At 59.9% G+C, this 26,227-nt stretch carries 25 protein-coding genes; 19 read left to right on the forward strand and 6 right to left on the reverse strand.

The annotated features are described in order from the left end of the window. Positions 1 to 217: 217 nt before the first annotated feature. From panB to V6Z53_RS28710, 9 genes are all read left to right on the forward strand, one after another. Positions 218 to 1,018, forward strand: coding sequence for a 3-methyl-2-oxobutanoate hydroxymethyltransferase (panB, locus tag V6Z53_RS28670; RefSeq protein WP_338583082.1), 801 nt, complete (start codon positions 218 to 220; stop codon positions 1,016 to 1,018). After that, a complete protein-coding gene (panC, locus tag V6Z53_RS28675; RefSeq protein ID WP_338583084.1) occupies positions 1,015 to 1,875 on the forward strand; it encodes a pantoate--beta-alanine ligase in 861 nt (286 codons plus the stop codon). Before panB ends, panC begins: the two co-directional genes overlap by 4 nt. Positions 1,876 to 2,013: 138 nt before the next feature. Then, the gene (gene panD, locus V6Z53_RS28680) at positions 2,014 to 2,394 is read left to right on the forward strand and encodes an aspartate 1-decarboxylase (protein ID WP_008153310.1); all 381 of its coding nucleotides are present in this window, start codon (positions 2,014 to 2,016) and stop codon (positions 2,392 to 2,394) included. 225 nt (positions 2,395 to 2,619) lie between these two features. Further along, entirely contained in the window at positions 2,620 to 4,284 is a 1,665-nt protein-coding gene (gene pgi, locus V6Z53_RS28685; protein ID WP_338583086.1) for a glucose-6-phosphate isomerase, read from the forward strand. A gap of 228 nt (positions 4,285 to 4,512) precedes the next feature. Beyond that, complete coding sequence (gene acs, locus V6Z53_RS28690; RefSeq protein ID WP_338583087.1) at positions 4,513 to 6,450, forward strand: acetate--CoA ligase; 1,938 nt, start codon at positions 4,513 to 4,515, stop codon at positions 6,448 to 6,450. Between the two features lie 128 nt (positions 6,451 to 6,578). Next, positions 6,579 to 7,451 carry an oxygenase MpaB family protein gene (locus tag V6Z53_RS28695; RefSeq protein ID WP_338583089.1) on the forward strand — a complete coding sequence of 291 codons (873 nt, stop codon included), beginning with the start codon at positions 6,579 to 6,581 and terminating at the stop codon, positions 7,449 to 7,451. A gap of 182 nt (positions 7,452 to 7,633) precedes the next feature. Next, positions 7,634 to 8,650, forward strand: coding sequence for a class I SAM-dependent methyltransferase (locus V6Z53_RS28700; RefSeq protein ID WP_338583090.1), 1,017 nt, complete (start codon positions 7,634 to 7,636; stop codon positions 8,648 to 8,650). A 93-nt stretch (positions 8,651 to 8,743) separates the two neighbouring features. Further along, the gene (locus V6Z53_RS28705; protein WP_338583092.1) at positions 8,744 to 11,695 is read left to right on the forward strand and encodes a DUF748 domain-containing protein; all 2,952 of its coding nucleotides are present in this window, start codon (positions 8,744 to 8,746) and stop codon (positions 11,693 to 11,695) included. Continuing rightward, on the forward strand, positions 11,695 to 11,991 hold the full coding sequence (locus V6Z53_RS28710; protein WP_338586586.1) for a DUF2845 domain-containing protein: 297 nt from the start codon (positions 11,695 to 11,697) through the stop codon (positions 11,989 to 11,991). The genes V6Z53_RS28705 and V6Z53_RS28710 overlap by 1 nt, the downstream gene beginning before the upstream one ends. Before the next feature lie 269 nt (positions 11,992 to 12,260). Here V6Z53_RS28710 and V6Z53_RS28715 read toward each other — a convergent pair whose 3' ends face one another. Further along, a complete protein-coding gene (locus V6Z53_RS28715) occupies positions 12,261 to 12,617 on the reverse strand; it encodes a BON domain-containing protein (protein WP_338583094.1) in 357 nt (118 codons plus the stop codon). A gap of 309 nt (positions 12,618 to 12,926) precedes the next feature. Further along, positions 12,927 to 13,346: a pilin gene (locus tag V6Z53_RS28720; protein ID WP_338583097.1), complete on the reverse strand. Its 420-nt coding sequence runs from the start codon at positions 13,344 to 13,346 to the stop codon at positions 12,927 to 12,929. Positions 13,347 to 13,571: 225 nt separating this feature from the next. Here V6Z53_RS28720 and pilB point away from each other — a divergent pair, with 225 nt between their 5' ends. The 5 genes from pilB to yacG are packed head-to-tail and all read left to right on the forward strand — an operon-like array spanning position 13,572 to position 18,183. Next, a complete protein-coding gene (pilB, locus tag V6Z53_RS28725; RefSeq protein ID WP_338583098.1) occupies positions 13,572 to 15,272 on the forward strand; it encodes a type IV-A pilus assembly ATPase PilB in 1,701 nt (566 codons plus the stop codon). A 2-nt stretch (positions 15,273 to 15,274) separates the two neighbouring features. Then, entirely contained in the window at positions 15,275 to 16,492 is a 1,218-nt protein-coding gene (locus V6Z53_RS28730) for a type II secretion system F family protein (protein ID WP_338583099.1), read from the forward strand. 1 nt (position 16,493) lies between these two features. Beyond that, entirely contained in the window at positions 16,494 to 17,366 is an 873-nt protein-coding gene (locus V6Z53_RS28735) for an A24 family peptidase (RefSeq protein WP_338583101.1), read from the forward strand. Continuing rightward, positions 17,363 to 17,986, forward strand: coding sequence for a dephospho-CoA kinase (coaE, locus tag V6Z53_RS28740; RefSeq protein ID WP_338583103.1), 624 nt, complete (start codon positions 17,363 to 17,365; stop codon positions 17,984 to 17,986). Before V6Z53_RS28735 ends, coaE begins: the two co-directional genes overlap by 4 nt. Then, positions 17,983 to 18,183: a DNA gyrase inhibitor YacG gene (gene yacG / locus V6Z53_RS28745; RefSeq protein ID WP_060543361.1), complete on the forward strand. Its 201-nt coding sequence runs from the start codon at positions 17,983 to 17,985 to the stop codon at positions 18,181 to 18,183. Before coaE ends, yacG begins: the two co-directional genes overlap by 4 nt. Positions 18,184 to 18,218: 35 nt before the next feature. On the opposite strand, the gene V6Z53_RS28750 is transcribed toward yacG, so the two are convergent. Next, positions 18,219 to 18,908 (reverse strand): energy-coupling factor ABC transporter permease, encoded by a 690-nt coding sequence (locus tag V6Z53_RS28750; protein WP_338583107.1) that lies wholly within the window; start codon positions 18,906 to 18,908, stop codon positions 18,219 to 18,221. 187 nt (positions 18,909 to 19,095) lie between these two features. Here V6Z53_RS28750 and V6Z53_RS28755 point away from each other — a divergent pair, with 187 nt between their 5' ends. Then, complete coding sequence (locus tag V6Z53_RS28755; protein WP_338583108.1) at positions 19,096 to 19,338, forward strand: DUF2790 domain-containing protein; 243 nt, start codon at positions 19,096 to 19,098, stop codon at positions 19,336 to 19,338. Positions 19,339 to 19,346: 8 nt separating this feature from the next. Here the strand turns inward: V6Z53_RS28755 and V6Z53_RS28760 are convergent, their stop codons facing one another. The 3 genes from V6Z53_RS28760 to V6Z53_RS28770 are packed head-to-tail and all read right to left on the reverse strand — an operon-like array spanning position 19,347 to position 23,199. Then, on the reverse strand, positions 19,347 to 20,615 hold the full coding sequence (locus V6Z53_RS28760; RefSeq protein WP_338583109.1) for an OprD family porin: 1,269 nt from the start codon (positions 20,613 to 20,615) through the stop codon (positions 19,347 to 19,349). A gap of 16 nt (positions 20,616 to 20,631) precedes the next feature. Then, entirely contained in the window at positions 20,632 to 21,852 is a 1,221-nt protein-coding gene (locus V6Z53_RS28765) for a benzoate/H(+) symporter BenE family transporter (protein WP_338583110.1), read from the reverse strand. 3 nt (positions 21,853 to 21,855) lie between these two features. Then, complete coding sequence (locus V6Z53_RS28770) at positions 21,856 to 23,199, reverse strand: aromatic acid/H+ symport family MFS transporter (protein ID WP_338583111.1); 1,344 nt, start codon at positions 23,197 to 23,199, stop codon at positions 21,856 to 21,858. Positions 23,200 to 23,417: 218 nt separating this feature from the next. Between V6Z53_RS28770 and V6Z53_RS28775 the strand changes: the two genes are divergently transcribed. From V6Z53_RS28775 to V6Z53_RS28790, 4 genes are read left to right on the forward strand one after another with little or no spacing between them, the layout of a single operon-like run. Then, positions 23,418 to 24,044 carry a DUF1780 domain-containing protein gene (locus V6Z53_RS28775; protein WP_007970534.1) on the forward strand — a complete coding sequence of 209 codons (627 nt, stop codon included), beginning with the start codon at positions 23,418 to 23,420 and terminating at the stop codon, positions 24,042 to 24,044. Next, positions 24,041 to 24,568, forward strand: a complete 528-nt coding sequence (locus V6Z53_RS28780; RefSeq protein ID WP_338583114.1) for an MOSC domain-containing protein — start codon at positions 24,041 to 24,043, stop codon at positions 24,566 to 24,568. Before V6Z53_RS28775 ends, V6Z53_RS28780 begins: the two co-directional genes overlap by 4 nt. A 54-nt stretch (positions 24,569 to 24,622) precedes the next feature. Further along, a complete protein-coding gene (locus V6Z53_RS28785) occupies positions 24,623 to 24,796 on the forward strand; it encodes a DUF3094 family protein (RefSeq protein WP_338583115.1) in 174 nt (57 codons plus the stop codon). A 60-nt stretch (positions 24,797 to 24,856) separates the two neighbouring features. After that, a complete protein-coding gene (locus tag V6Z53_RS28790) occupies positions 24,857 to 26,155 on the forward strand; it encodes an NAD(P)/FAD-dependent oxidoreductase (protein ID WP_338583116.1) in 1,299 nt (432 codons plus the stop codon). Positions 26,156 to 26,227 lie beyond the last annotated feature (72 nt).

The following is a 26,227-nucleotide window of genomic DNA, read 5'->3' on the forward strand; positions in this document are numbered from 1 at the left end:
CTTCGGTAACACCCCACCCGTAACAATGCGGTAACACACCCGATTGACTTCCCGAGTTCTCCTCACGACTATAGGCGTCCCGCTGCCGCCAACACGGCACACAAGGGCGCAATCCAGGCCTTATAAGCACGACAGAAGACCGTGCGCCTGAGTAGATGACGAATCACGCGCGTTACTCGCAGTAGTTTCCATAGCGCCTGAACGAGGATTTTTTGACATGCCAGCCATCACCCTGACCACGCTCCAGAGCCTCAAGCAGAAAGGTGAAAAAATCACCATGCTGACCTGCTATGACGCGACCTTCGCCCACGCCTGCAACCAGGCTGGCGTCGAAGTGCTGCTGGTGGGCGACTCCCTCGGCATGGTTTTGCAAGGTCACGACAGCACCCTGCCAGTCACCACCGCTGAAATGGCTTACCACGTCGCGGCCGTCAAACGCGGTAACAGCGATGCACTGATTCTCGCCGACCTGCCTTTCATGGCCTACGCCACCACCGAACAAGCCATGGCCAACAGCGCCCTGTTGATGCAGGCCGGCGCGCACATGGTCAAGGTTGAAGGTGCCTTGTGGCTGGCGGACTCGATTCGCCTGCTCGCCGAACGTGGCATCCCGGTGTGCGCGCACATGGGCCTGACGCCGCAATCGGTGAACATCCTCGGCGGTTATAAAGTCCAGGGCCGCAACGAAAACCAGGCGCGGCAGATGCGTGCCGATGCGATTTCGCTGGAACAGGCCGGTGCGGCGATGCTGCTGCTCGAATGCGTGCCAAGCGAACTGGCCGAAGAAATCACCCAGGCTGTGGGCATTCCGGTGATCGGTATCGGCGCTGGTCATCGCACCGACGGCCAGGTACTGGTGCTGCACGACATGCTGGGCCTGTCCATCACCGGCCGAGTACCGAAATTCGTGAAGAACTTCATGGCCGGCCAGGAAAGCATTCACGCGGCCCTGAGCGCCTACGTCAGCGAAGTCAAAGCGGCGACTTTCCCAGGCATCGAACACGGATTCTCTGCATGAACACCGTAAAAACCGTACGCGAACTGCGCGCCGCCGTGGCCCGCGCCCGCAGCGAAGGCAAGCGCATCGGCTTCGTGCCGACCATGGGCAACCTGCACAGCGGCCATGTCGCGCTGATTACCAAGGCCACCCAACGGGTGGATTTCGTGGTCGCGAGCATTTTCGTCAACCCGCTGCAGTTCGGTGCCGGCGAAGACCTCGACAAATACCCGCGCACCCTCGCGGCCGATCAGGAAAAACTGCTCGAAGCCGGTTGCGACCTGTTGTTCGCGCCCGCCGTGGAAGAGATGTACCCCGACGGCATGGCCGGCCAGACTCGCGTCAGCGTGCCGCAATTGTCCGAAGGCCTGTGCGGCGCCAGCCGTCCGGGGCATTTCGAGGGTGTGGCGACGGTGGTCAGCAAGCTGTTCAACATGGTCCAGCCGGATTTGGCGATTTTCGGCCAGAAGGATTTCCAGCAACTGGCGGTGATCCGCGCACTGGTCCACGACCTGAACATGCCGATCCAGATCATCGGCGAGCCGACCGTTCGCGCGGCCGATGGCCTGGCGTTGTCGTCGCGCAATGGTTTCCTCAGCGAAGAACAGCGGGCCGTGGCGCCAGTGGTGTATCGCACGCTGAGCGAGATTGCCGAATCGATCAAGCAGGGTGAGCGGGATTTCCCGGCACTGATAAATGCGCAAATCAAACAGCTCGAAGCGGCTGGCTTGCGTGCGGATTATCTGGAAATTCGCCATGCGCTGACCTTGCGCCCGGCGACGGCGGAAGATCGCGATCTGGTGATCCTGGTGGCGGCGTTCCTCGGCACGACCCGGTTGATCGACAACCTGCACCTGAATCTCGATACACCCCTCTAAACCCCACCCATCCTCCTGTAGGAGCCGAGCTTGCTCGCGATAGCGGACAGACAGCCAATACAAATATTGAATGTCAGGCCCTCATCGCGAGCAAGCTCAGCTCCTACAGGGTAAAAACACGACCTTGGAAAAACACTCATGCACGCCATCATGCTCAAAGCCAAGCTGCATCGCGCCGAAGTCACCCACGCTGTACTCGATTACGAAGGTTCTTGCGCCATCGACGGTGAATGGCTGGACCTGTCCGGTATCCGTGAGTACGAACAGATCCAGATCTACAATATCGATAATGGCGAGCGCTTCACCACCTACGCTATTCGTGGCGAAGAAGGTTCGCGCATGATCTCGGTCAACGGTGCCGCCGCACACAAGGCCAAGGTCGGCGATCGCGTGATCATCTGTGCTTACGCTCATTACAGCGAAGCCGAACTGCTCAACTTCAAGCCGCGCATGCTTTACATGGCGCCGGGCAACGAACTGAGCCACACCAGCAATGCCATTCCGGTCCAGGTCGCCTGATCGAAGCCTGTCTTGCTTCCGTTTGTCGGACTGTTCCTAACCTGGATGTTAAAAAAGTACCGGAAACAGGTCAGACAAAGTCAAGACAGATCATTGCGCGGGGTTTACTGTATTCGACCTGCGCCATGAATTCGTGTCGACGCAGTTGACCGGGACGCCCATCCATAGCGCTCCGGGATTTTTAGTGTTCAAAAGGCCGTTCAAGTAAAAAGGAAACCCGCAGCGATGGCGTATTACCGCACTCCTCACGACGTGACCGCTCTGCCCGCCTGGCAAGCGTTGAATGACCACCGCCAAGCCATGCAGGATTTCAGCATGCGCGAGGCCTTCAATGCCGACCCGCAGCGCTTTACCCAATTCACCCTCAGCAGCTGCGGCCTGTTTCTCGACTATTCGAAGAACCTGATCAACGCCGAGACCCGCAATCTGCTGGTGGGCCTGGCCAACGAAGTCGACCTTCAGGGCGCGATCAAATCGCTGTTCGACGGCGAGATCGTCAACGCCTCCGAAGGTCGCCCGGCCTTGCACACCGCCCTGCGCCGCCCGGTCGGCGACAAGCTGTCGGTCAATGGCGTCAACGTGATGCCGGAAGTGCACAAGGTGCTGAACCAGATCACCGACCTCGTGGGCCGCATCCACGATGGTCTGTGGCGTGGCTACACCGAGAAGCCGATCACCGACGTGGTGAACATCGGCATCGGTGGCTCGTTTCTCGGCCCTGAACTGGTTTCCGAAGCACTGCTGTCCTACGCCCAGAAAGGCGTGCGCTGCCACTATCTGGCGAACATCGACGGCAGTGAATTCCACGAGCTGACCATGAAGCTGCGTGCCGAGACCACGCTGTTCATCGTCTCGTCGAAATCCTTCAACACCCTCGAAACCCTGAAAAACGCCCAGGCCGCCCGTGCCTGGTATCTGGCCCAGGGTGGTTCGGAAGCCGAGCTGTACCGTCACTTCATCGCGGTATCGAGCAACAACGCCGCCGCCGTGGCCTTCGGCATCCGCGAAGAAAACATCTTCCCGATGTGGGACTGGGTCGGCGGGCGTTACTCGCTGTGGTCGGCCATCGGTTTGCCGATTGCCCTGGCCATCGGCATGTCGAACTTCAAGGAACTGCTGTCCGGTGCCTACACCATGGACCAGCACTTCCAGAGCGCACCGTTCGAACAGAACATGCCAGTGCTGCTGGCCTTGCTCGGCGTGTGGTACGGCAACTTCTGGGGCGCGCAGAGCCACGCGATCCTGCCGTACGACCACTACCTGCGGAACATCACCAAGCACTTGCAACAGCTGGACATGGAATCCAACGGCAAGAGCGTTCGTCAGGACGGCACCGCGGTGTCCACCGACACCGGTCCAGTGATCTGGGGTGGCGTCGGTTGCAACGGTCAGCACGCCTATCACCAGTTGCTGCACCAAGGCACCCAACTGATTCCGGCCGACTTCATCGTGCCGATCGTCAGCTTCAACCCGGTGTCCGACCACCACCAGTGGCTGTACGCCAACTGCCTGTCACAGAGCCAGGCGCTGATGCTCGGCAAGACCCTTGCCGAAGCTGAAACCGAACTGCGCGACAAAGGCATGAGCGAAGCCGAAGTGCATAAACTCGCGCCGCACAAGGTGATCCCGGGCAACCGTCCGAGCAACACCCTGGTGGTCGAGCGCATCAGCCCGCGCCGCCTCGGCGCACTGGTGGCGATGTACGAACACAAAGTCTTCGTGCAAAGCGTGATCTGGGGCATCAACGCCTTCGATCAGTGGGGCGTGGAACTGGGCAAGGAGCTGGGCAAAGGCGTCTACAACCGCCTGGTCGGCAGCGAGGAAACCCCGGCTGACGACGCGTCCACCCAAGGCCTGATCAACTACTTCCGTGGTCGTCACCGCGGGTGATTTGACGCCTGCCCACAGAGTGTGTCGAGCACACAACTTGTGGGCAATGAATACCCAATGTGGGAGCGGGCTTGCTCGCGAATGCGGTGTATCAGTCGACATTTTCGTTGGCTGGTACGACGCATTCGCGAGCAAGCCCGCTCCCACAGTTGTTTTGTGTATGACTTGAACCCATTGGTTACTCGGCGCATCTTTATCTTTGTCGCAAAACAAGAATAAGGAACCGTCATGTTCGATATCAGCACGTTCCCCAAAGCCGATGCCGTCCGCCGGGCTGCACAATTGAGTCAAGACGACTACCACCGCCTGTACCGCGAATCCATTGAACACCCCACTACGTTCTGGGCCGAACAGGCCACCCGCTTCCTCGACTGGAGCAAGCCGTGGGACACCGTCCAGCGCTATGACCTGAAAACCGGTGAGGCCAGCTGGTTTGCCGGCGGCAAATTGAACGTCAGCTACAACTGCATCGACCGGCACCTGGAAAAACGCGGCGATCAGATCGCGATCATCTGGGAAGGTGACGATCCCGCCGAATCCACCCAGATCACCTACAAAAAACTCCATCACAACGTCTGCCGCCTGGCCAACGTGCTCAAAAGCCGTGGCGTGAAGAAAGGCGACCGCGTGTGCATCTACATGCCGATGATTCCCGAAGCGGCCTACGCCATGCTCGCCTGCACGCGTATCGGTGCGGTGCATTCGGTGGTGTTCGGCGGTTTCTCCCCGGACTCGCTGCGCGACCGGATTCTCGACGCCGACTGCCGCACCGTGATCACCGCCGATGAAGGCGTGCGCGGCGGCAAATTCGTGCCGCTGAAACAGAACGTCGACAAGGCGCTGCAAAGTTGTCCGGACGTGAGCACCGTGGTGGTGGTCGAGCGTACACAGAATGAAGTGAGCTGGGTTGAAGGCCGGGACATCTGGTATCACCAGGCGCTGCGCGACGTCGGCGACGACTGCCCGCCCGAACCGATGGACGCCGAAGACCCGCTGTTCATCCTCTACACTTCCGGCAGCACCGGCAAACCGAAAGGCGTGCTGCACACCACCGGCGGTTATCTGCTGCAAGCGGCGATGACCTTCAAGTACGTGCTCGATTACCGCGACGGCGAAGTGTTCTGGTGCACCGCCGATGTCGGCTGGGTCACGGGCCACAGCTACATCGTCTACGGTCCGCTGGCCAACGGCGCAACGACGTTGATCTTCGAAGGCGTGCCGAGCTATCCGAGCACCTCACGCTTCTGGCAAGTGATCGACAAGCACAAGGTCAACATTTTCTATACCGCTCCGACCGCCCTGCGCGCCTTGATGCGTGAAGGTCCGGAACCGTTGAAGGAAACTTCCCGCGCCAGTGTCAGACTGCTCGGAACCGTCGGTGAGCCGATCAACCCGGAAGCGTGGGAATGGTACTTCCATCAGGTCGGTGAGGAGCGCTGCCCAATCGTCGACACGTGGTGGCAGACCGAAACCGGCGGCATCATGCTCAGCCCGTTGGTGAGCGCACAACGGATCAAACCCGGCTGCGCCACGCAACCGATGTTCGGCGTGCAACCAGTGTTGCTCGATGAGCAAGGCAAGGAAATCAAAGGCGCCGGCAGTGGCGTGCTAGCCATAAAATCAAGCTGGCCGGCGCAGATCCGCAGCGTCTATGGCGATCCGCAACGCATGGTCGACACCTACTTCAAGCCTTACCCCGGCTATTACTTCACCGGTGACGGCGCTCGTCGCGATGAGGACGGCGATTACTGGATCACCGGGCGTATCGACGATGTGATCAACGTTTCCGGGCACCGCATCGGCACCGCCGAGGTGGAAAGCGCGCTGGTGCTGCATGACAGCATCGCCGAGGCCGCCGTGGTTGGTTACCCTCACGACGTCAAAGGCCAGGGCATCTACGCGTTCGTCACACCCATGAACGGCGTCGAACCCGGCGACGAACTGAAGAAAGAGCTGCTGGCGATGGTCAGCAAGGAAATCGGCAGCTTCGCCAAGCCGGATCTGATCCAGTGGGCGCCGGCCTTGCCCAAAACCCGTTCAGGCAAGATCATGCGGCGTATCCTGCGCAAGATCGCCTGCAATGAACTCGACAGTCTTGGCGACACCTCGACCCTGGCCGACCCGAGCGTGGTGCAAGGCTTGATCGATAAACGCCTGAATCAATAATGCACTGCCGTCTGTAGGAGCAAAGCTTGCTCGCGATGAACGATAACGCGGTCTACCGATGAACCGCGTCATCGTTCATCGCGAGCAAGCTTTGCTCCTACAAAAGCATCATAAATTACCGGGATATCATGGAATTCATCCGCACCCGCATTGAAACCCAGATCATGAGCCTGACCGGTCTGTCCTTGGGCAAGCTTGATCTGGAGAACCCCAAGGGCGATCCCGGGCTGTTCGGGCCCGACTCCGTGAGCTGGCAGGTGCACGGCGACTTCAGCAGCATGCTCATCGGCGGCATCAGCGCCCTGATGTTGCAGGCCTTGCATCCGTTGGCGCTGGCCGGCGTGTGGGACCATTCGAATTTTCGTGAGGACATGCTCGGCCGGTTGCGTCGCACCGGGCAATTCATCTCCGGCACGACCTTCGGATCAAGACAGGACGCCGACTGGCTGATCGAAAAAGTCCGCACCATTCACCTGCAAGTGACCGGCACCGCGCCGGACGGTCGCCCTTACGCCGCCAGCGATCCCGACCTGCTGACCTGGGTGCATGTGGCCGAAGTCAGTAACTTCCTCGCGGCACATTTGCGGTATCGCAATCCGCATTTGTCCTTGTCCGATCAGGATCGCTATTACGCAGAAATCGCCCTGGTCGCCGAACGTCTGGGCGCGCGGAATGTGCCGCGCTCGCGGCAGGAAACTTCCGATTATCTCGAAGGCATCCGTCCGCAACTGCTGTGCGACGCACGCAGCCGGGAAGTGTTGCGGTTGTTATTGAACGCGCCGTCGCCCAGCCGTTTGGCCAGGCCTTTCGGCGGGCTGATGATGCAGGCCGGGATCGATCTGCTGCCGGATTGGGCCAGTGACATGCTTGGCGTCAGCCAGAACCCGCTGCAACGCAAGCTGATCCGCGCCAGCGTCAATCGCAGCGCGCCGATGCTGCGCTGGGCGGTGCGTAATGGCTCGGTGCAACGGGCCAAGCGGCGGATGGGGTTGTTGACCTGACGCTCCGCCTCATGCGGCTAGACCTGTGGCGAGGGAGCTTGCTCCCGTTCGAGTGCGAAGCGCTCGCATAAAACTCCGACAAGGGCTGAGATTTTGGGGCTGCTTCGCAGCCCAGCGGGAGCAAGCTCCCTCGCCACAGTGTTAAACTCCCGCGCCAAATTCCCTCCTGCAAGGCGCCCAGCATGTCTTCCTTGAATCAGGCGCTGCGCGCCGCCCTTGAACATCGCCAGGATCTGCTCGCCGAGTTGCACAGCCAGGGCACCGATTGCTATCGCCTGTTCCATGGCAGCCAGGAAGGCGCCGGTGGCCTGACCATCGACCGCTACGGCCCGCAATTGCTGGTGCAGAGTTTCCATCAGTCGCTGGAACGCGAAGACCTGGTGCACCTGCACGAGACGATCAACCAGTATTTGGGTCTAGAAACCCTGTTGATCTACAACGACCGTTCCCGTGGCAATTCGCGCATCGACCGCGAAGACACTGTCTACCGCGCCGACGAAGCAGCGCTGCAAGATCTGGTCGGCCATGAGTGGGGCCTGAACTATCGGGTGCGTGGGCGTCATGCCGGGCAGGACCCGCTGCTGTTCCTCGACCTGCGCAACACCCGTGGCTGGGTCAAGGACCACAGCAAAAACAAAAGCGTGCTGAATCTGTTTGCCTACACCTGCGGCGTTGGTCTCAGCGCGGCGGCCGGTGGCGCCAGCGAGGTGTGCAACCTGGACTTCGCCGAAGGCAATCTGGCGGTCGGTCGTGAAAACGGCTTGCTCAACCCACAATTGCCGACCATGGAATTCATCCAGTCCGATTACTTCCCGGCCATCCGCCAACTCGCCGGCCTGCCCATCAGCCAGCGTCGCGGGCAAAAACTGCCGAGCTATCAGCGCCTGGAACAGCGTCAGTACGATCTGGTGCTGCTCGATCCACCGGCCTGGGCCAAGAGCGCGTTCGGCACCGTCGACCTGCTGCGCGACTACCAGAGCCTGCTCAAACCCGCCCTGCTGACCACCGCCGACAACGGCGTGCTGATCTGCTGCAACAATCTGGCAAAAGTCAGCATGGACGACTGGCGCGAGCAGGTTTTGCGTTGCGCCGAGAAAGCCGGGCGGCCGGTGCGCGAGTGGACAGTGATGAAACCCGGTGCCGATTTCCCGTCGATGGATCAGCAACCACCACTGAAAACCCTGATCCTGCAGCTCTGATCGGTGTCAGACAAATCTGAAAAATCCTGAACAGGCTGTTTGCTTCGGAACCGGAATCGCGTGCCATACTCCAAGGCACTCCGATTCAGACAGATGAAGCCACGCATGTACAAAGGATTGATTCGCGCCATCGGCGCCTTGTTGACTGCTCTGGCCCTCTACAGCTTGCTGGGCTTTCTGATTTTGCCGGGCATCGCCTTGCGCATCGCCAACCAGCAATTGGCCAATTATTCCACGACCCCCGCCACGCTTCAGCGGATCGAACTCAACCCGTTCAGCCTCGAAGTGACCCTTTGGGGCCTGAGCATCGGTGAGCCCGGCAAGGAACAGGTCGGCTTCGAACGCCTGTATGCCAACCTGCAACTCGATAGCCTGTGGACCAAGGCGCTGCATCTGTCGGAAATCGAACTGGACAAGTCCAAAACCGAAATCCTCTTCAGCAAAGACGGCAAACTCAACCTGCTGGGGCTGTTCAAGATACCGGCTAGCGAACCGACCCCTGCCGATCCTGACGCCAAGCCGTTTCCGCTGCGTATAGACAGCATCAAACTTGCCGGTGGCGCCGTGCACTTTGAAGATGCCCGGCCGAGCGAGCCCATCGAATTCCTCTACGACGCCCTCGATTTCGAGCTGAAAAACCTCAGCACCCTGCCCGAAGACAGCGCCGACATGACCCTGGTGGCCGTCGGCCCCAACGGCGGGCAAATCGACTGGACTGGCAACTTCAGCCTGATCCCGATCGCCTCCGAAGGTAAGCTGAAAATCACCGATGGCAAGATGAAAGCCTTCTGGCCCTACGTGCGCGATGCCGTGCCCCTGGACCTTGAAAGCGGCGTCATGAGCATCAGTACTGATTACAAACTCAATCTGTCCAAGGAAACCGAGCTGCTGCTGAGCAATGTCTCGGCCACCATCGCGCCCTTCGCCATCAAGGCACCGGACGGTCGGCCGCTGGTGAAGCTCGAACGACTGGACGTCAGCGAAACCACTGTCGATCTGGCCAAACAGCAAGTTGTGGTCGGCAAGATCCGCAGCCACAAACTGGAAACCTGGGCCGCACTGGAAGCCGATGGCCAACTGGATTGGCAAAAGTTGTTCGCCAGCCAGCCGTCCAAACCCGCCGCCAAGGCTAACGCCGAACCGGCCAGCACGCCCGCTGCCGCCGACTCGCCAAAAGTGGAAGCAGCCCCAAGCAAGCCTTGGCAGGTATTGCTCAACGACGTGCAACTGCGTGACTACCAAGTGCACCTGGCAGACCGCAAGGCTCAACCCGCCGTGGCACTGGAACTCGGCCCACTGAATCTCGACTTGCAGAAGTTCGACAGCCTCAACGGCTCGCCCTTCAACCTCAAGCTCGACACCGGCGTGGGCAAGCAAGGCAAGCTCATCGCCGAAGGCGAGGTCAATCTGGCGCCGGTCAGCGCCAAACTGAATGTGCAGACCAAGGACATCGACCTGCGTGTCGCCCAGTCCTACATCAGCCCGTTCATTCGCCTTGAGCTGCGCAGCGGCATGCTCGGCAGCGATCTGGCGGTCAACCTGAAAAGCACCGAGCCGCTGGCCTTCAGCGTCACCGGCCGCGCCCAGGTTGATCAACTGCACACCCTCGACACCCTGAAAACCCGCGACTTCCTCAAGTGGCAGCAGGTGGTGGTCGAAGGCCTGAACTATCAACACGGCGACAGCCTGTCGATCGACAAGGTCAACCTGCTGCAACCCTATGTACGCTTCATGATCAACGATGACCGCACCACCAACATCGATGACTTGCTGATTCCGCAACCGGCCGACACCGGCGCCAAACCTGCCGCCGCCAAACCCGCGGCGAGCAAGGACAAGCCGCTGGGCATCCACATCGGCGGCATCGCCATCAATGACGGCTCGGCCAACTTCGCCGACTTCAGCCTCACGCCGAACTTCGCCACCGCCGTCCAGCAACTCAACGGGCAGATCGGCACCATCGATAGCCGTCAGGCGAAACCGGCCAGCGTCGACGTCAAGGGCAAGGTCGACCGCTATGCGCCGGTCACCATCAAGGGCGCGGTCAACCCGTTCGACCCGATGGCCAGCCTCGACATCGCCACCAGCTTCAAACGCGTGGAACTGACCACGCTGACGCCTTACTCCGGCAAATTCGCCGGTTACCGCATCCGCAAGGGCCGGCTGAATCTCGACCTGCATTACCAGATCACCAAGGGCCAGCTCAAAGCCGAAAACAAAGTGGTGGTCGAGCAGTTGCAACTGGGCGAGAAAGTCGACAGCCCGGACGCCGTGAGCCTGCCGCTGAAACTGGCGATTGCCTTGCTCAAGGACGTCGACGGCAAGATTTCCATCGAACTGCCGGTAACCGGCGACCTGAACAACCCGCAGTTCAGCGTCATGCCGATTGTCTGGCAAACCCTGCGCAATCTGATCGTCAAGGCTGCGGCCGCGCCGTTCAAACTTATTGGCGGCCTTGTATCGGGCGGCGGTTCGGAAGATTTGGGCAGCGTGTCGTTCGCCCCAGGCTCAAGCGACTTGAGCAAGGACGCCGAAGGCGCTTTGGACAAGCTGAGCAAGGCCCTTAAAGAGCGCCCTGCCCTGCGCCTGGAAATCGAAGGTACGGCGGCGAAGAGCAGCGACGGTCCGCTGATTGCCGAGCAACGTCTGGAACGGGAATACCAGTACAACTACTACAAAATGCTCCAGCGTCGCGGCGACAAGGTTCCGGCCCAGGCTTCGTTGCTGGACGTTCCGGACAACGAAAAAGGTCCGCTGCTGGAAGGCATCTACCGCACACGCCTGAAGGTTCAGCCGCCTGCGGAATGGAAGGACCTGGGCAAGGATGATCGCACGGCGAAAATGCGCGAAGGCGTGATCCAGTTCTGGAGTTCCAGCGATGTGTTGCTGCGCCAGTTGGGCCAGGACCGCGCCAGCAGCATCAAGGACTATCTGGTCGACAAAGGCCAACTGGCCGATGACCGTGTGTACTTCATCGATGCGCAATTGGGCGAAGCGGAGAAGGACGGCAAGGTCGTGACGCCGATGCATCTGGACGCTGAATGATGGGGGTTCGGCTGCTGCTCGCACTTGCGCTGGCAATCGCTGCGAGCCAGGCCTCGGCAGCGGACACCTTGCGGTGTGGTAGCCAATTGATCAGCGTCGGTGACCGGTCGAGCGAGGTGCTGCAGAAATGCGGCGAACCTGTCGGCCGTGATTTGCTGGGGTACAAGCGCAGCGCCAATCGGCGGGAAGAGTTCCAGGTCGAGGAATGGACTTACGGGCCGAAGGGCGGGATGTATCAGTACTTGCGGTTCGAGGGGAATCGATTGGTGCAGATCACCAGCAAGCGCGGTAATTAATTCTCACGGATCAAATGTGGGAGCGGGCTTGCTCGCGAATTCGGAGTGTCAGCGAACATCACCGTTCCATGACACAACGCTTTCGCGAGCAAGCCCGCTCCCACATTGGTTTTGCATTGATCCTGAAAATAGAACAGGCCCCGACACGAATACCGGGGCCTGTAATGGCCACATCCTTATGGCCGTTCGCATGAACTCCTGAGATGCGGCAGACGTATGACTTGGCCCGTCTACCGCGCCTTCTCCCGGTCCAGGCGAGAAGTCTTGCCTTACTCGGCTTTCAGGCCGTCAGCGGAGACCGCTTTGACGCCTTTGATTTTCTTGGCGATCGCCACGGCGGTGGTTTTCTGAGCGTCAGTTACCGCAGTAGTGGACGACAGAGACACGACGCCTTTGTTGGTTTCAACTTTGATATCGGTACCTGGGATGCCTTTTTCGGTGACCAGGTCGGCTTTGACTTTGGTAGTGATCCAGGTATCGGAAGTAGCTTCTTTCGCTTCAGTCATTTCACCGGCGGCCAGCACCATTGGCGACTGGGTAGCCTGGGTGGTTTGGGCGAATGCGGCGTTGGCCATGGTCAGGGTCAGCGCGGTAGCAGCAGCGGCAGTGATAGCGAACTTCTTCATACGAGTAACTCCTGTTTTTCTGGAAAGTCTGCTGGGTTCTTGTCAGCAGGGTTACCGGAGATATTGCGAACGCTGTGCCAAGTTTGAGACAGATAATTAATCGTTATAAATCAACTACTTACTAAAAAGGCAATTTTGCGGACTCGTGCAAAATGCATGAGTTGAACTTTATCTACATGCAAGTTGCGGGTTTTCAACAAGGCCTAAAGCCATGAATTGTCGGAGGTTTTCTCATTTACTCGACATCCTGGACGGCGAGCAAAAAAATACCCCGCCAAGGGCGGGGTATCAGGCATGAAAAGCGATGGTTCAAGCTTTCGGAGCAACCCCCGTGCAGCCCTTCGGCGCGTATTCCTGATCCACAGTTGTGGCACACGTCCAGCCAGTCACCGTACGCGAAAGGGTAATGGTTTTATTCAGTACCGGACCCGGCGCATTAAGGATCGTGCAACCAATAGTCCCGGTGCCATCAGCGGCTTTACCCGAGGCCGTGGTGGTGCAGTTCGAGGTGGCTGCTGTGCCGCCAACCTTGGTCAAATCAGGGTCGGTCCCTTGATTGATAATGTCCTCGAACGGCACCTTCAACGCCGAAATCTCGGCCAGCCCCGCCGTCACCTTGGCCCGCGCCTGATACTTGGAGTAAGCCGGTATCGCGAACGTCGCGAGAATCCCGATGATCGCCACCACGATCAGCAGCTCGATCAGGGAAAAACCTTTTTGAGTGTTCATAGACAGCCTCCGTGCATGAGTCGAAATCTCATGATCTGAACCTGTCGCAGCACAGCCCATGCCAAGCCCCGTGCGCCCTATAGACGGGGGGCGTGTAGTCTGCGACGCCCTTTCCTACTCCCAGGATCCGCACTATCTGACGCTTTTTGTCACCTCACTACCGCTGGTTTGGCTCCATTGCTTGACTAGGCTATAAGTCATGAATTGTCTGCGTCCGGTATCCCAATGAATGACATCGCCCTCAGCGGCCTGGCCAAGCAATTGGTCCTGGCCGAGCTGCTCACTGACAAAAGCGCGCAACAGGCGTCCCAGCAAGCCCAACGCAACCGCATCTCCCTGGTCAGCTACCTGGTTCAGAACAAACTGGTCAAAAGCCGCCAGGTCGCCGAGATCGCCTCGGAGCATTTCGGCATGGCCTTGCTGGACCTTCATGCCCTGGACAAGGAGATTCAGCCCAAGGGCCTGGTCAGTGAGAAGCTGGTCCGCCAGCACCACGCGCTGCCCCTCTGGCGCCGAGGCAACAAACTGTTCGTGGGGATTTCCGACCCGACCAATCACCAGGCCATCAACGACATCCAGTTCAGTACCGGGCTTACGACCGAAGCCATCCTCGTGGAGGACGACAAGCTCAGCGACGCCATCGAGAAGTTCTTCGACACCCATGGGACCGGCCTGGAAGACATGGCCGATGTCGACCTCGAAGGCCTGGACATCGAGACCATCGATGACAAGCGTCAGGACGCCATCGTCGGCCAGGATGCCGATGACGCGCCGGTGGTGCGCTTCGTCCACAAAATGCTGCTCGACGCGATCAGGAGCGGTTCTTCCGACCTGCATTTCGAGCCCTACGAGAAAATCTATCGCGTGCGGATGCGCACCGACGGCATGCTGCGGGAAGTCGCCAAGCCGCCGATCCAATTGGCCAATCGAATCGCCGCGCGGCTGAAGGTCATGGCCAGCCTCGACATCTCCGAACGCCGCAAGCCCCAGGACGGGCGGATCAAGATGCGCCTGTCCAAGAGCAAATCCATCGACTTTCGGGTCAACACCTTGCCGACCCTGTGGGGCGAGAAAGTGGTGATCCGGATTCTTGATCCCTCCAGCGCGCAAATGGGCATCGACGCCCTCGGCTACGAGCCTGAACAACAAGAACTGTACATGGCCGCACTCAGGCAACCTCAAGGCATGATTCTGGTGACCGGCCCCACCGGCTCGGGCAAAACCGTTTCGCTCTACACCGGGCTGAACATCCTCAACACCGTGGACATCAACATTTCCACCGCCGAAGACCCGGTGGAGATCAACATGGAAGGCATCAACCAGGTCAACGTCAATCCGAAGCAAGGGATGGACTTCGCCCAGGCGCTGCGCTCGTTCCTGCGCCAGGACCCGGACGTGATCATGGTCGGCGAAATCCGTGATCTGGAAACCGCCGAAATCGCCATCAAGGCTTCGCAGACCGGGCACCTGGTGCTGTCGACCCTGCACACCAACAGTGCCGCACAAACCCTGACCCGCTTGCAGAACATGGGCATCCAGGGTTTCAACATCGCCACGTCCGTCAGCCTGATCATCGCCCAGCGCCTGGCGCGCAAACTGTGCAGCCATTGCCGGGTGCCGCTCGACATTCCCCGCGAGGCGCTGCTCAAGGAAGGCTTCCCCGAGGAACGCATCGGCACATTCACGATCTATGAGCCGGTCGGCTGCGAACAATGCAACGGCGGCTACAAAGGGCGAGTGGGGATTTATGAAGTGGTGAAGAACACAGCGGACTTGCAACGATTGATCATGGCCGAAGGCAACTCACTGGACATCGACGAGCAGATGCGCAAGGACGGCTTCAACGACCTGCGCACCTCGGGCCTGCTCAAAGCCATGCAGGGCATTACCAGCCTTGAAGAAATCAACCGGGTTACCAAGGACTGAACATGGCGGTCAAGGCAGCGAAAATCAGCATTTACGCCTGGGAAGGCACCGACCGCAAAGGCACGAAAGTCACCGGTGAGTTGAGCGGGCAAAACCCGGCGCTGATCAAGGCACAACTGCGCAAACAAGGCATCAACCCCGGCAAGGTGCGCAAGAAATCCGTCTCGCTGTTCAACGTCGGCACGCGCATCAAGGCCCAGGACATTGCCCTGTTCACGCGCCAGATGGCGACCATGATGAAAGCCGGCGTACCGCTGTTGCAGTCGTTCGACATTATCGGCGAAGGCTTCGATAACCCGGCCATGCGTACGCTGGTGGACGAGGTCAAACAGGAAGTCGCGGCCGGCAACAGCTTCGCCGCGGCCCTGCGCAAAAAGCCGCAATACTTCGATGAGCTGTACTGCAATCTGGTGGATGCCGGTGAACAGGCCGGCGCGCTGGACACCCTGCTGGAACGGGTCGCGACCTACAAGGAAAAGAGCGAAAGCCTCAAGGCCAAGATCAAGAAAGCCATGACCTATCCGCTGCTGGTGGTGTTGGTCGCGATCGTTGTCACCGGGATTCTGCTGGTCAAGGTGGTGCCGCAATTTCAGTCGGTGTTCGAAGGGTTTGGCGCCGAATTGCCCGCCTTCACTGTGATGGTCATTGGTCTGTCGCGATTCATGCAGGACTGGTGGTGGATGATGCTCGGCGTGCTGATCGTCGCGATCTTCGCGCTGCGTCACGCCTTCAGGACGTCTCAGGCCTTTCGCGACCGAACGGACGCCTGGCTACTGAAGCTGCCGCTGGTGGGCACCTTGATGTACAAATCCGCCGTGGCGCGTTTTGCCCGCACGTTGTCGACGACTTTCGCCGCCGGCGTGCCGCTGGTGGAAGCCCTGGAATCGGTGGCCGGCGCCACCGGCAACATCGTGTTCAAACGCGCGGTGCTGCGCATCAAGCAGGACGTTTCGACGGGCATGCAGCTGAATTTTTCAATGCGCACCTCGGGCATTTTTCCGAACATGGCGGTGCAGATGACCGCCATTGGCGAAGAGTCCGGCGCACTGGACGACATGCTCGACAAGGTCGCGGGTTTTTACGAGGACGAGGTGGACAATATGGTCGATAACCTCACCAGCCTGATGGAACCGTTCATCATGGTGGTGCTGGGTGTTATTGTCGGCGGCCTGGTGGTTGCGATGTACCTGCCCATCTTCCAACTCGGCTCAGCGATCTGACATGCCCTTGAACGAAATCCTGCTCCAATACCCGCTGGCATTTGTTGTCATCGCGGGAGTGATTGGCCTATTGGTGGGCAGCTTCCTAAATGTGCTGGTCTGGCGCCTGCCGAAAATGCTCGAACGCGAGTGGCGCGTTCAGGCCCATGAGATCCTCGGGCTGCCCGGTGAAACCCCGCTGCCGACCTTCAACCTGTTCCTGCCCCACTCCCAGTGTCCACATTGCAACCACCGGATCCGTGCCTGGGAAAATATTCCGCTACTGAGTTTCGCGTTTCTGCGGGGACGCTGCTCCGCTTGCGCGACACCGATCAGCAAACGTTATCCACTGACCGAACTGGCCTGCGGCCTGTTGTCTGCGTTCATTGCCTGGCACTTCGGTTTCGGCTGGCAAGCCTGTATGGCGATGCTGCTGACCTGGGGTCTGTTGGCCATGAGCCTGATCGACGCCGAGCATCAACTGTTGCCGGATGTGCTGGTGCTGCCGTTGATGTGGCTGGGGCTGATCGTCAACAGTCTCGACCTGTTCGTACCGCTGCATGACGCGTTGTGGGGCGCCATTGCCGGTTACATGGCGCTGTGGTCGGTGTTCTGGCTGTTCAAGCTGATGACCGGCAAGGACGGCATGGGCCATGGTGATTTCAAGTTACTGGCGCTGTTTGGCGCCTGGGGCGGCTGGCAGGTTTTGCCGCTGACCATCCTCCTTTCATCCTTGGTGGGGGCCGTTATCGGCGTGATTTACCTGCGCCTGCGCAAGGCTAAAACCTCGACGCCGATTCCCTTCGGCCCCTATCTGGCAATTGCCGGCTGGATTGCCTTGCTCTGGGGTGGTCAAATAACCGACTTCTATTGGCAGTTTGTCGGTTTGAAATGAATACCCCTGTGGAAAAACCCTGGATTCTCGGCCTGACCGGCGGCATCGGCAGCGGCAAAAGCGCGGCGGCCCAGCATTTCATCGACCTCGGCGTGCACGTGGTCGATGCCGATCATGCGGCTCGCTGGGTGGTGGAGCCAGGCCGACCGGCGCTGGCAAAGATCGCCGAACACTTCGGCCCCGGCGTGTTACTGGCCGATGGGCAACTGGACCGCGCCGCCCTGCGTAAACTGATCTTCGAAGTGCCGGATGAACGCCGTTGGCTGGAAGCCTTGCTGCATCCGCTGATCGCCGAGGAAATCGCTCATCACTTGGCGCTGGCAAAATCACCTTACGCGATTCTGGTTTCGCCGCTGCTGATCGAGTCGGGCCAGTACGCCATGACTCAACGGGTGCTGGTCATCGATGCCCCGGAACAGCTACAGATCGAACGCACCCTGCAGCGCGACCAGACCAGCGAACAGCAGGTCCAGGCGATCCTCAAGGTCCAGTCCAGCCGCCAGGACCGCGTCAGCCATGCCAACGAAGTGGTGGTCAACGACCGCGACCTCGCCTGGCTGCACAGCGAGGTCGAACGCCTGCATCACTTTTATCTAACTTTGCCTGGAGGCCAGTCATGAGCCAGATTCCAACCGTCGAATGCCCGACCTGCGGCGCCCCTGTCGAATGGAGCCCCGAGAGCAAGTTCCGGCCGTTCTGTTCCGACCGTTGCAAACTGATCGACCTGGGCGCGTGGGCGTCGGAAGAACACAAAATCCCAGTGGCGCCGGATGCCGAGGACGAACTGTTCAGCGGTGATTTCGACCCGCGTCACTGAGCCATTGCGTCGACGATTTCAGGCTTTGATGTCCATCAAGACCTGGGATCGTCGTCCTTCCACGGCGCCGACAGATAACGCGTGCGGTTGAAGGTTTCCAGCCATTCCGGGCAGAACACCACCAGCGCGCTGACCACCATGCCGTTAATGAACGCCTCGGGAAAAATGATCAGCCACAGGTAACCGATAAAATCTTCGAGCCAGTACGGCAGGGCGAACAGTTCGTCGTACCACAGCACCGTGAGCGCCAGCACCAGGCACAACAATGCCGAAAGCGCTGCGGCAAAGAAACCGGAAACGAAGATGTAGACGAAGAGATTTCGTGGTTGCGCGCGTTCCACCAGAATCGCACAGCACTCGGTGACCAATACCGGCAACAGAATGAACAGCGCGCCATTGACCCCCATTGCCATCAAGTCCTGACGCCCGAGCAGCACCAGCCCGGCTTGCGCCACCACGCCGCCGACGATCGCCAGCGGCCAGTCCAGCAACAGCGTCACGGCCGTCATGCCGATGAAGTGGTAAGACACGCCGGTATCGAAATCCCGTCGCACCAGCCACAGCATGAACAACGCGAACACGGTGCCGAACAGTAGATGCTGACGACGGCTGTCGGTGAACAGCTCGACCCACGGCGCGCGCGCAGCGGCCCAGATCAAAACCGGTCCGTAGATCAGCCACCCCACGGTGAGGGTTTGAGATGACAGCAACTCGGCACCGATCATGGCTGGGCGCGCTCCCTTGTCTTGCCGTAAGCGAACAGGCCTCCAGTCTACCCGCCCCTTTTGATCTCGTGCCAAATGGGCGCTGATTGTTACGTTTTACGCAAGACTGCATCTGGCGTTCGCCCCTTTATCGGACGGTGGCAAAGACTAAAATTCAAACATCAAAACCGATCCGGAGTACGCCAGCATGAAAACGTTGATCAGCCTGTTGCTGACCGTCATCGCTACCTCGGCCATGGCCGCTGAAGTCGAGCCACCCGCTGTCCAGTACAACCCCGCGCAGCCACTGGACATCGCAAAAGTGGTTTCCGTATCGGACACCGCGACCGCGTGCGGGGTTGTGCCGGCGACGATGGTGTACGTTGATCATCAGGGCCAGACTCGCCGCGTGACGTACGAAGTCATCGGCAATTGCACCAGCAACCTCTGATCAACGGCTCATAGCAACGTCCACGTGTAACTGAGGATCAGACGGTTTTCGTCGATGTCGCTGCGGTAATTGGAACGCGCCATCGCATTGCGCACGCGGATACCCAGGCCTTTGAGGCTGCCGCTTTGCAGCACATAGCCGATGTCGAGGTCACGCTCGCGATCCTTGCCTTCGTAACCCTGGCCGGTGTCGACATTGTTGCCGCTGATGTAGCGCACAGTACTGGTCAGCCCCGGTACGCCGAGTGCCGCGAAATCGTAGTCGTAGCGCGCTTGCCACGAGCGCTCATCGGTGTAGGCGAACTCATAGGTCGGCACTTCGTTGCCCAGTGGTGAGATGTTGGCAAACACCCGTGGAAACGCGCTGTCGCCGAACATGCCTTGATAGCCGATGTAAAACGTATGGCCACCCCGCTTGGCCGACAGCAGTGAAAAGAACGCCTGGTTATCGATGTTGCCCAGCAGCTTTTTGCCGTCCTCGCGCGAATCGTAGTAACCGAGATTGGCGCCGAGAATCCAGTCGCCCACTGGCTCACTGTGCTTGAGGCCAAGGAAGCGCTGGTTGTAGATATCTTCCAGTTGCCCGTACCACGCGCTGACCGAAGTGCGCTTGTCATTGAAGGCATAATCGGCGCCGGCAAAATTGAACCCGTCACTGCTGACCTGGCGCTGCGGCACGTGGCCGAGCATGGCTTGCATCTTTTCGTCACCGGCCTCGTTGCGCAGGCTGGTTGAACTCAAGTGACCGCCCTGCAGCGTCAGGCCGCTGATATCGTTGGAGGTGATGCTAGCGCCTTGGTAGCTCGGCGGCAGCAGGCGAATATCGCTGAAGGCCAACACCGGCAGATTGGGTTGCAGCTCGCCGACCTTTAGCTCGGTTTTGGAGTAGCGAATCTTCAACGCGCCTTCCAGGCGGCTGTAGTTGTCCGGAGCGCGACCGTCGTCCTGCACCGGCAACAAGCCCGTATTGGTCCGGTCCGGGGCGCTGTCGAGCTTGAGACCGAGCAGGCCGATTACGTCCACACCAAACCCGACGGTGCCCTGGGTGTAGCCGGATTTCACGTTGAGAATGAAGCCCTGCGCCCACTCTTCAGCCTTCGACTGTTGGTTGGCGCCGACGATGTCGGAGAAGTCGCGGCTGAAGTAGTAATTGCGCGCCTGCAAGGTCGCAGTGGTGTCTTCGATAAAACCTTTTTCAGCGGCCATCGCGCCTGTGGAAAAACTCGAGGCGACAGCCAGGGACAACGCAGAACCGGTTGTTGGGAAAATCTGTTTCATTGTCTTTCTCTTATTGTTATTGATCGACAGGTTGAACAACTTCAGTTGCAGTGGATTCGCGACGGGGAACAGGACGGCGGGCGTTTAACAGCACATGGGTGACCATGCCGAAAATCAGCCCCCAAAATGCGGCGGACAATCCAAACAGCGACATGCCCGACGCGGTGACCAGAAAGGTCACCAACGCGGCTTCACGATCGCTCGGCACCGCCATCGCCCCCGCCAAAGCCCCGGCAATCGCGGCAAACAGCGCCAATCCGGCCAGTGCCGCGATCAGCTCTTTGGGGAACGCGGAAAACAGCGAGACCAGCGTGGCGCCGAAGATCCCGAACATCAGGTAACACAGGCCGCCGACAACGCCGGCCACGTAACGCTTGCGCGGATCTTCGTGGGATTCGCGACCGGTACAGATCGCCGCCGTGATCGCCGCCAGATTCAAACCATGGCAACCGAACGGTGCCAGCAACGCCGTACCCAACGCGCTGCTGGCAATGATCGGGCTCGCCGGCGTCGGGTAACCACTGGCGCGCAGCACCGCCATGCCGGGCACGAATTGCCCGGTCAGCGCCACCATCACCAGCGGCAATGCGATGTTGAGGATCGCGCCCAGGCGGAACTCGGGCGTGATCCACACCGGCGTGGCCAGGCCGATCACCAGCGCTTCACGATGCAAATCACCGGTGAACGCCGCAATCGAACAGCCCACCAGCAACACCATCAACACTGCATAACGCGGCATCACCCGCTTGCAGATCAGGTACGTGGCAAACATCGCCAGCACCAGCAGCGGTTTGCGTTGCATCGACACGAACAACCCGGTGCCGAAACTGAAGAGGATGCCCGCCAGCATCGCCGCCGCAATCGCTGCGGGCAGCTTGCTGATGATCCGGTCAAACGCCCCCGAGATCCCGACCACGAAAATGATCAGGCTGCTGATCAGGTAAGCACCCACGGCCTCTGCCATGGAGATGTCCGGCAGCAGCGCCACCAGCAACGCCGAGCCCGGCGCCGACCAGGCGATGATCACCGGAACGCGGTAGCGCAGGCTCAAACCGATACCCAGCACCGCGCTGCCGATGGAGATCGCCCAGACCCAGGACGACAACACTTCCCGCGAGAGATGGGCCGCTTCGGCCGCCTGAAAAATGATCACCAACGGGCCGGCGTAGGAAATCACCGTGGCGATGAATCCAGCCACGGCGGCGGACAACGAAAAGTCCTGGAAGAACGCTTTCATGACTCAGGCACCGGTTGCGGAGAGCGCTGGGCTGACACTGGAGGCGCTGCGTCGGCTGCTGATGGCGAACACGGTCATGGCGAGGGCCGCCACCGCACCGGGCAAGGCAAACGCCATGAAGTTCAGTTGCAGCGGCAGGCTGATCCCGAGCAAGGCACCGCCCAGCAGCGGACCGACGATGGCCCCGTTGCGCCCGATTCCCGACGCCCAGCCCAGCCCGGTGGAACGAATGGTCATGGAATAGAATTGCGCGGCACAGGCGTACAGCAGGATCTGCGAGCCAATGGTGGTGGCGCCGGCAATGGCAATCAGCAGGTACAACACTGGCATCGGGCTGTTGAAACCCAGCAGCGTGATCGACACCGCCGCCATGGCGAAAAACACCGCCAGCACTTTCGGCAGATTGAGTTTGTCGCCCAACACCCCGCCGCCGACCGCGCCGAAAATCGCCCCGAAGTTCAACACCAGCAGGAACGACAGGCTCGAACCGAGGCTGTAACCGGCGTTGGCCATCAGTTTCGGCAACCAGGAACTCAGCGCGTACACCATCAACAGGCAGCAGAAAAACGCCAGCCACAACATCAGCGTGCGAAGCGCTCGGCCCTCACGGAACAACTGCAGAACGGGCGTGCCCGTGCCCTTCACTTCGGCCATGTGCAACTGATCGGAAGGCTGCGCAACGTAGGCCGGATCGATGCGTTGAAGAATGTCGCGTGCTTCTTCATCGCGCCCCTGACGCAACATGAAACCCACTGATTCGGGCAGGAAGTACATGATCAGCGGCAACAACAGCAACGGCAGGACCGCCACGTAGAACACCGACTGCCAGCCGAAACTCGGGATCAGCACAATCCCCAGCCCGGCGGACAACATGCCGCCGACCGAATAGCCGCTGAACATGATCGCCACCAGCGTGCTGCGGATTTTCTTCGGTGCGTACTCGTTCATCAGCGCCACGACGTTAGGCATCACACCGCCAATGCCGAGCCCGGCAATGAAGCGACACAGGCCAAACTCGGTGGGGTTGCGGGCAAAGCCGTTGAGCACGGTGAAACCGCTGAAGAGCATCACGCAAATGGTGATGGCTTTTTTACGACCGATCTTGTCCGACAACGGCCCGAAGAACAGCGCACCGAACATCATGCCGAACAGTGCATAACTGCCCAGTGCGCCGGCCTGCAGAGGGCTGAGCCCCCACTCTTTCATCAGCATCGGCAAGACCACGCCGTAGATCACCAGATCGTAACCGTCGAAAATGATGATCAGGGCGCACCAGAACAGCACCATCCAGTGAAAGCGGTTGAACCGAGCGTTGTCGATAACCTCATGTACGTCGATCTTGCGCATGGCATTTATCTCTTGTTGTTGTTTTTTTAGAGCGTGGGTATCACGGCTTACGTCCGTACAGCCGAGGGTAGAGCCACCAGGCGCGAGTCAATATCCGCATTGCGCAGACCACTATCCGTTTTGTGCAGGGCCCTGAAACGGGCATGGGAACCGAGGGAATTGCCCCTCTCCGATAAACTGTCTTCTTTGCGATCGCATTTGGACGCTAAGCTTGGCCTATGGATGACTCAGATTACTTACGCCTGCTGACCATCGCGGCCGAGCAAGCCAACGCGTTCCTGTCCAATGCCCGCAAATGGGAGCGTGAGCGTTGGGTCTGTCAGCGCCTGCTGCAAGGGCTGAACATTCCCTATCGCGCCGACGAATTCGCCCCGGCCGGAGAGCCGCCGGACGTGTTGTTTCGCGACGCCAGTTTCGAGGTGTTCTTCGTGCTCGATGAGGGCCGGCGCCTCAATGATGAATGGCGAGATGAGCTGCAACGTCGACGCAGTGCGTTCTCCCTTAGCCAATTGGTAAGACGCGAAGCCAAGCCGCGACGCATCCCCGCCAACGAATTCTTGCTGCGACTGGCTCCGACCTTGCGCAAAAAAGCGCACAACTACAAAGAACGCGGTATGGACCTGGGTGAGCTGGACATCATCGCCTTCGCCAGCCTCAAGCGCGAAGTGCTGGACCTCAACAGCCATTTCCCGCCGCCTACGGAATACCTGCGCCAGGGTTGGCGCTCGCTGTCGCTGGTGGGTCCGACCTTCGCTCGCGTGCTGTTCGCCCATCCTGATGCACCGGACTTCCTGCGCAGCAACCTCGGACGCAGCATCGTTTTCGATGTCGGGATCAGCCTGTGAGTCCGTTACAGGAATTGATTGCCCATGTCCCGCAAACCGGCCGCGTACGCTGGATCGGCGTGCGCCCGGAGCGTCACGCGCCGATGATCGAACTGGACGCCGTGGAAGCGCGGCTTGAATCCGGTTTGACCGGTGACCGCGCCCGGCCCGGCGTACGCAACGCGCGGCAGGTGACGCTGATTCAGTGGGAACATCTGTCGGTGATCAGTTCGCTGATGGGACGCACGGCGGATCAACCGGTCCGGCCTGAAGATCTGCGGCGCAATCTCGTTATCAGTGGGATCAACCTGTTCAGCCTCAAGGGGCGACGCTTCCGGATTGGCCAGGCGATTTTCGAAACCACCGGCTGGTGCCAGCCCTGCGCGCGCCTGGAAAACAACCTCGGCAGCGGAACGTTCCAGGCCGTGCGCGGGCATGGCGGAATCACCGCCCGAGTGTTACAAAGTGGCATCATTCGCCTGGAAGATACGGTGAGCGTCGAGCCCTTGCCAGAGAGCGGCTATGCTCCGTTCATCGCGGGATAACGCCCGTTGTAGCTTCATCACATTTAGCAACGTCTACCCCTGACGAGGCCCGATATGACCAGCCGCCTGAACCCTGACGACCAGAAGCATGTCGAAGCGTATCTGCAACTGTCCCAACACCGAGTCGAGCGCCGGCCATTCCGGCCGTGGATGCTCCTGGTGATGGTGCTGGCAGTAACCATTGGTCTGGGCCTGTTGAGCCGACTTATCAGTTACCTGACGCTATGAGCTGCCTTGCGCTCGCTCGGGTAATTGCACCGATTTCTTTTAGCCTTGCGAGTTATCCCCATGTCCCATCGTATTGTTATTGTCGGCGGCGGCGCCGGCGGTCTGGAGTTGGCTACCCGTCTGGGTAAGACTCTAGGCAAGCGCGGCACGGCCAGCGTCATGTTGGTCGACGCGAACCTGACCCACATCTGGAAACCGTTGTTGCACGAAGTGGCGGCCGGTTCCCTGAACTCTTCCGAAGATGAACTCAACTATGTTGCCCAAGCGAAATGGAACCACTTCGAGTTCCAGCTGGGACGCATGAGCGGGCTCGATCGCGCGAACAAGAAAATCCAGCTGGCCGCCACCTATGACGAAGCCGGCCTGGAATTGGTGCCGGCGCGGGAAGTGCCTTACGACTCGCTGGTGATTTCCGTCGGCAGTACCACCAACGACTTCGGCACCCAGGGCGCGGCGCAGCATTGCCTGTTCCTCGACACCCGCAAACAGGCCGAGCGTTTCCATCAGCAATTGCTCAACCACTACCTGCGCGCCCATGCCGGACAGACCGACGCGGTCGAGCAAATCAGCGTGGCCATCGTCGGCGCCGGTGCCACCGGGGTCGAACTGGCAGCTGAACTGCACAACGCCGCCCATGAACTGGCGGCCTATGGCCTGGACCGGATCAAACCGGAAAACATGCACATCACCCTGATCGAAGCCGGGCCACGGGTGCTGCCGGCGCTGCCTGAGCGGATCGGCGGACCTGTGCATAAAACCCTGGAGAAACTCGGGGTCAACGTGATGACCAACGCGGCGGTCAGCGAAGTGACGGCGGATAGCTTGATCACCGCCGATGGCAAAGTGATCAACGCCAGCCTGAAAGTCTGGGCCGCCGGGATTCGCGCACCGGGTTTCCTCAAGGACATCGATGGCCTGGAGACCAACCGCATCAACCAACTGCAAGTGCTGCCGACCCTGCAAACCACTCGCGACGAAAACATCTTTGCCTTTGGTGACTGCGCTGCTTGTCCGCAACCGGGCACCGACCGCAACGTGCCGCCGCGCGCCCAGGCAGCGCATCAACAGGCGTCGTTGCTGGCCAAATCGCTGAAGCTGCGCATCGAAGGCAAGGCATTGCCGGAGTACAAGTACACCGACTACGGCTCGCTGATCTCGCTGTCACGTTTCTCGGCTGTGGGTAACTTGATGGGCAACCTCACCGGCAGCGTGATGCTGGAAGGCTGGCTGGCGCGGATGTTCTACGTGTCGCTGTACCGCATGCACCAGATGGCGCTGTACGGACCGTTTCGCACGGCGATGCTGATGCTGGGGAGCAAGATCGGACGCGGGACCGAGCCGCGTCTCAAACTGCACTGATAAAAACCTGTGGGAGCTAGCCTGCTAGCGATAGCGTCGGAACAGTCAACATCAATGTTGACTGACATAGCG

It is taken from the genome of Pseudomonas sp. MAG733B, from assembly GCF_036884845.1.
In the GTDB taxonomy this organism is placed as follows: Bacteria; Pseudomonadota; Gammaproteobacteria; order Pseudomonadales; family Pseudomonadaceae; genus Aquipseudomonas.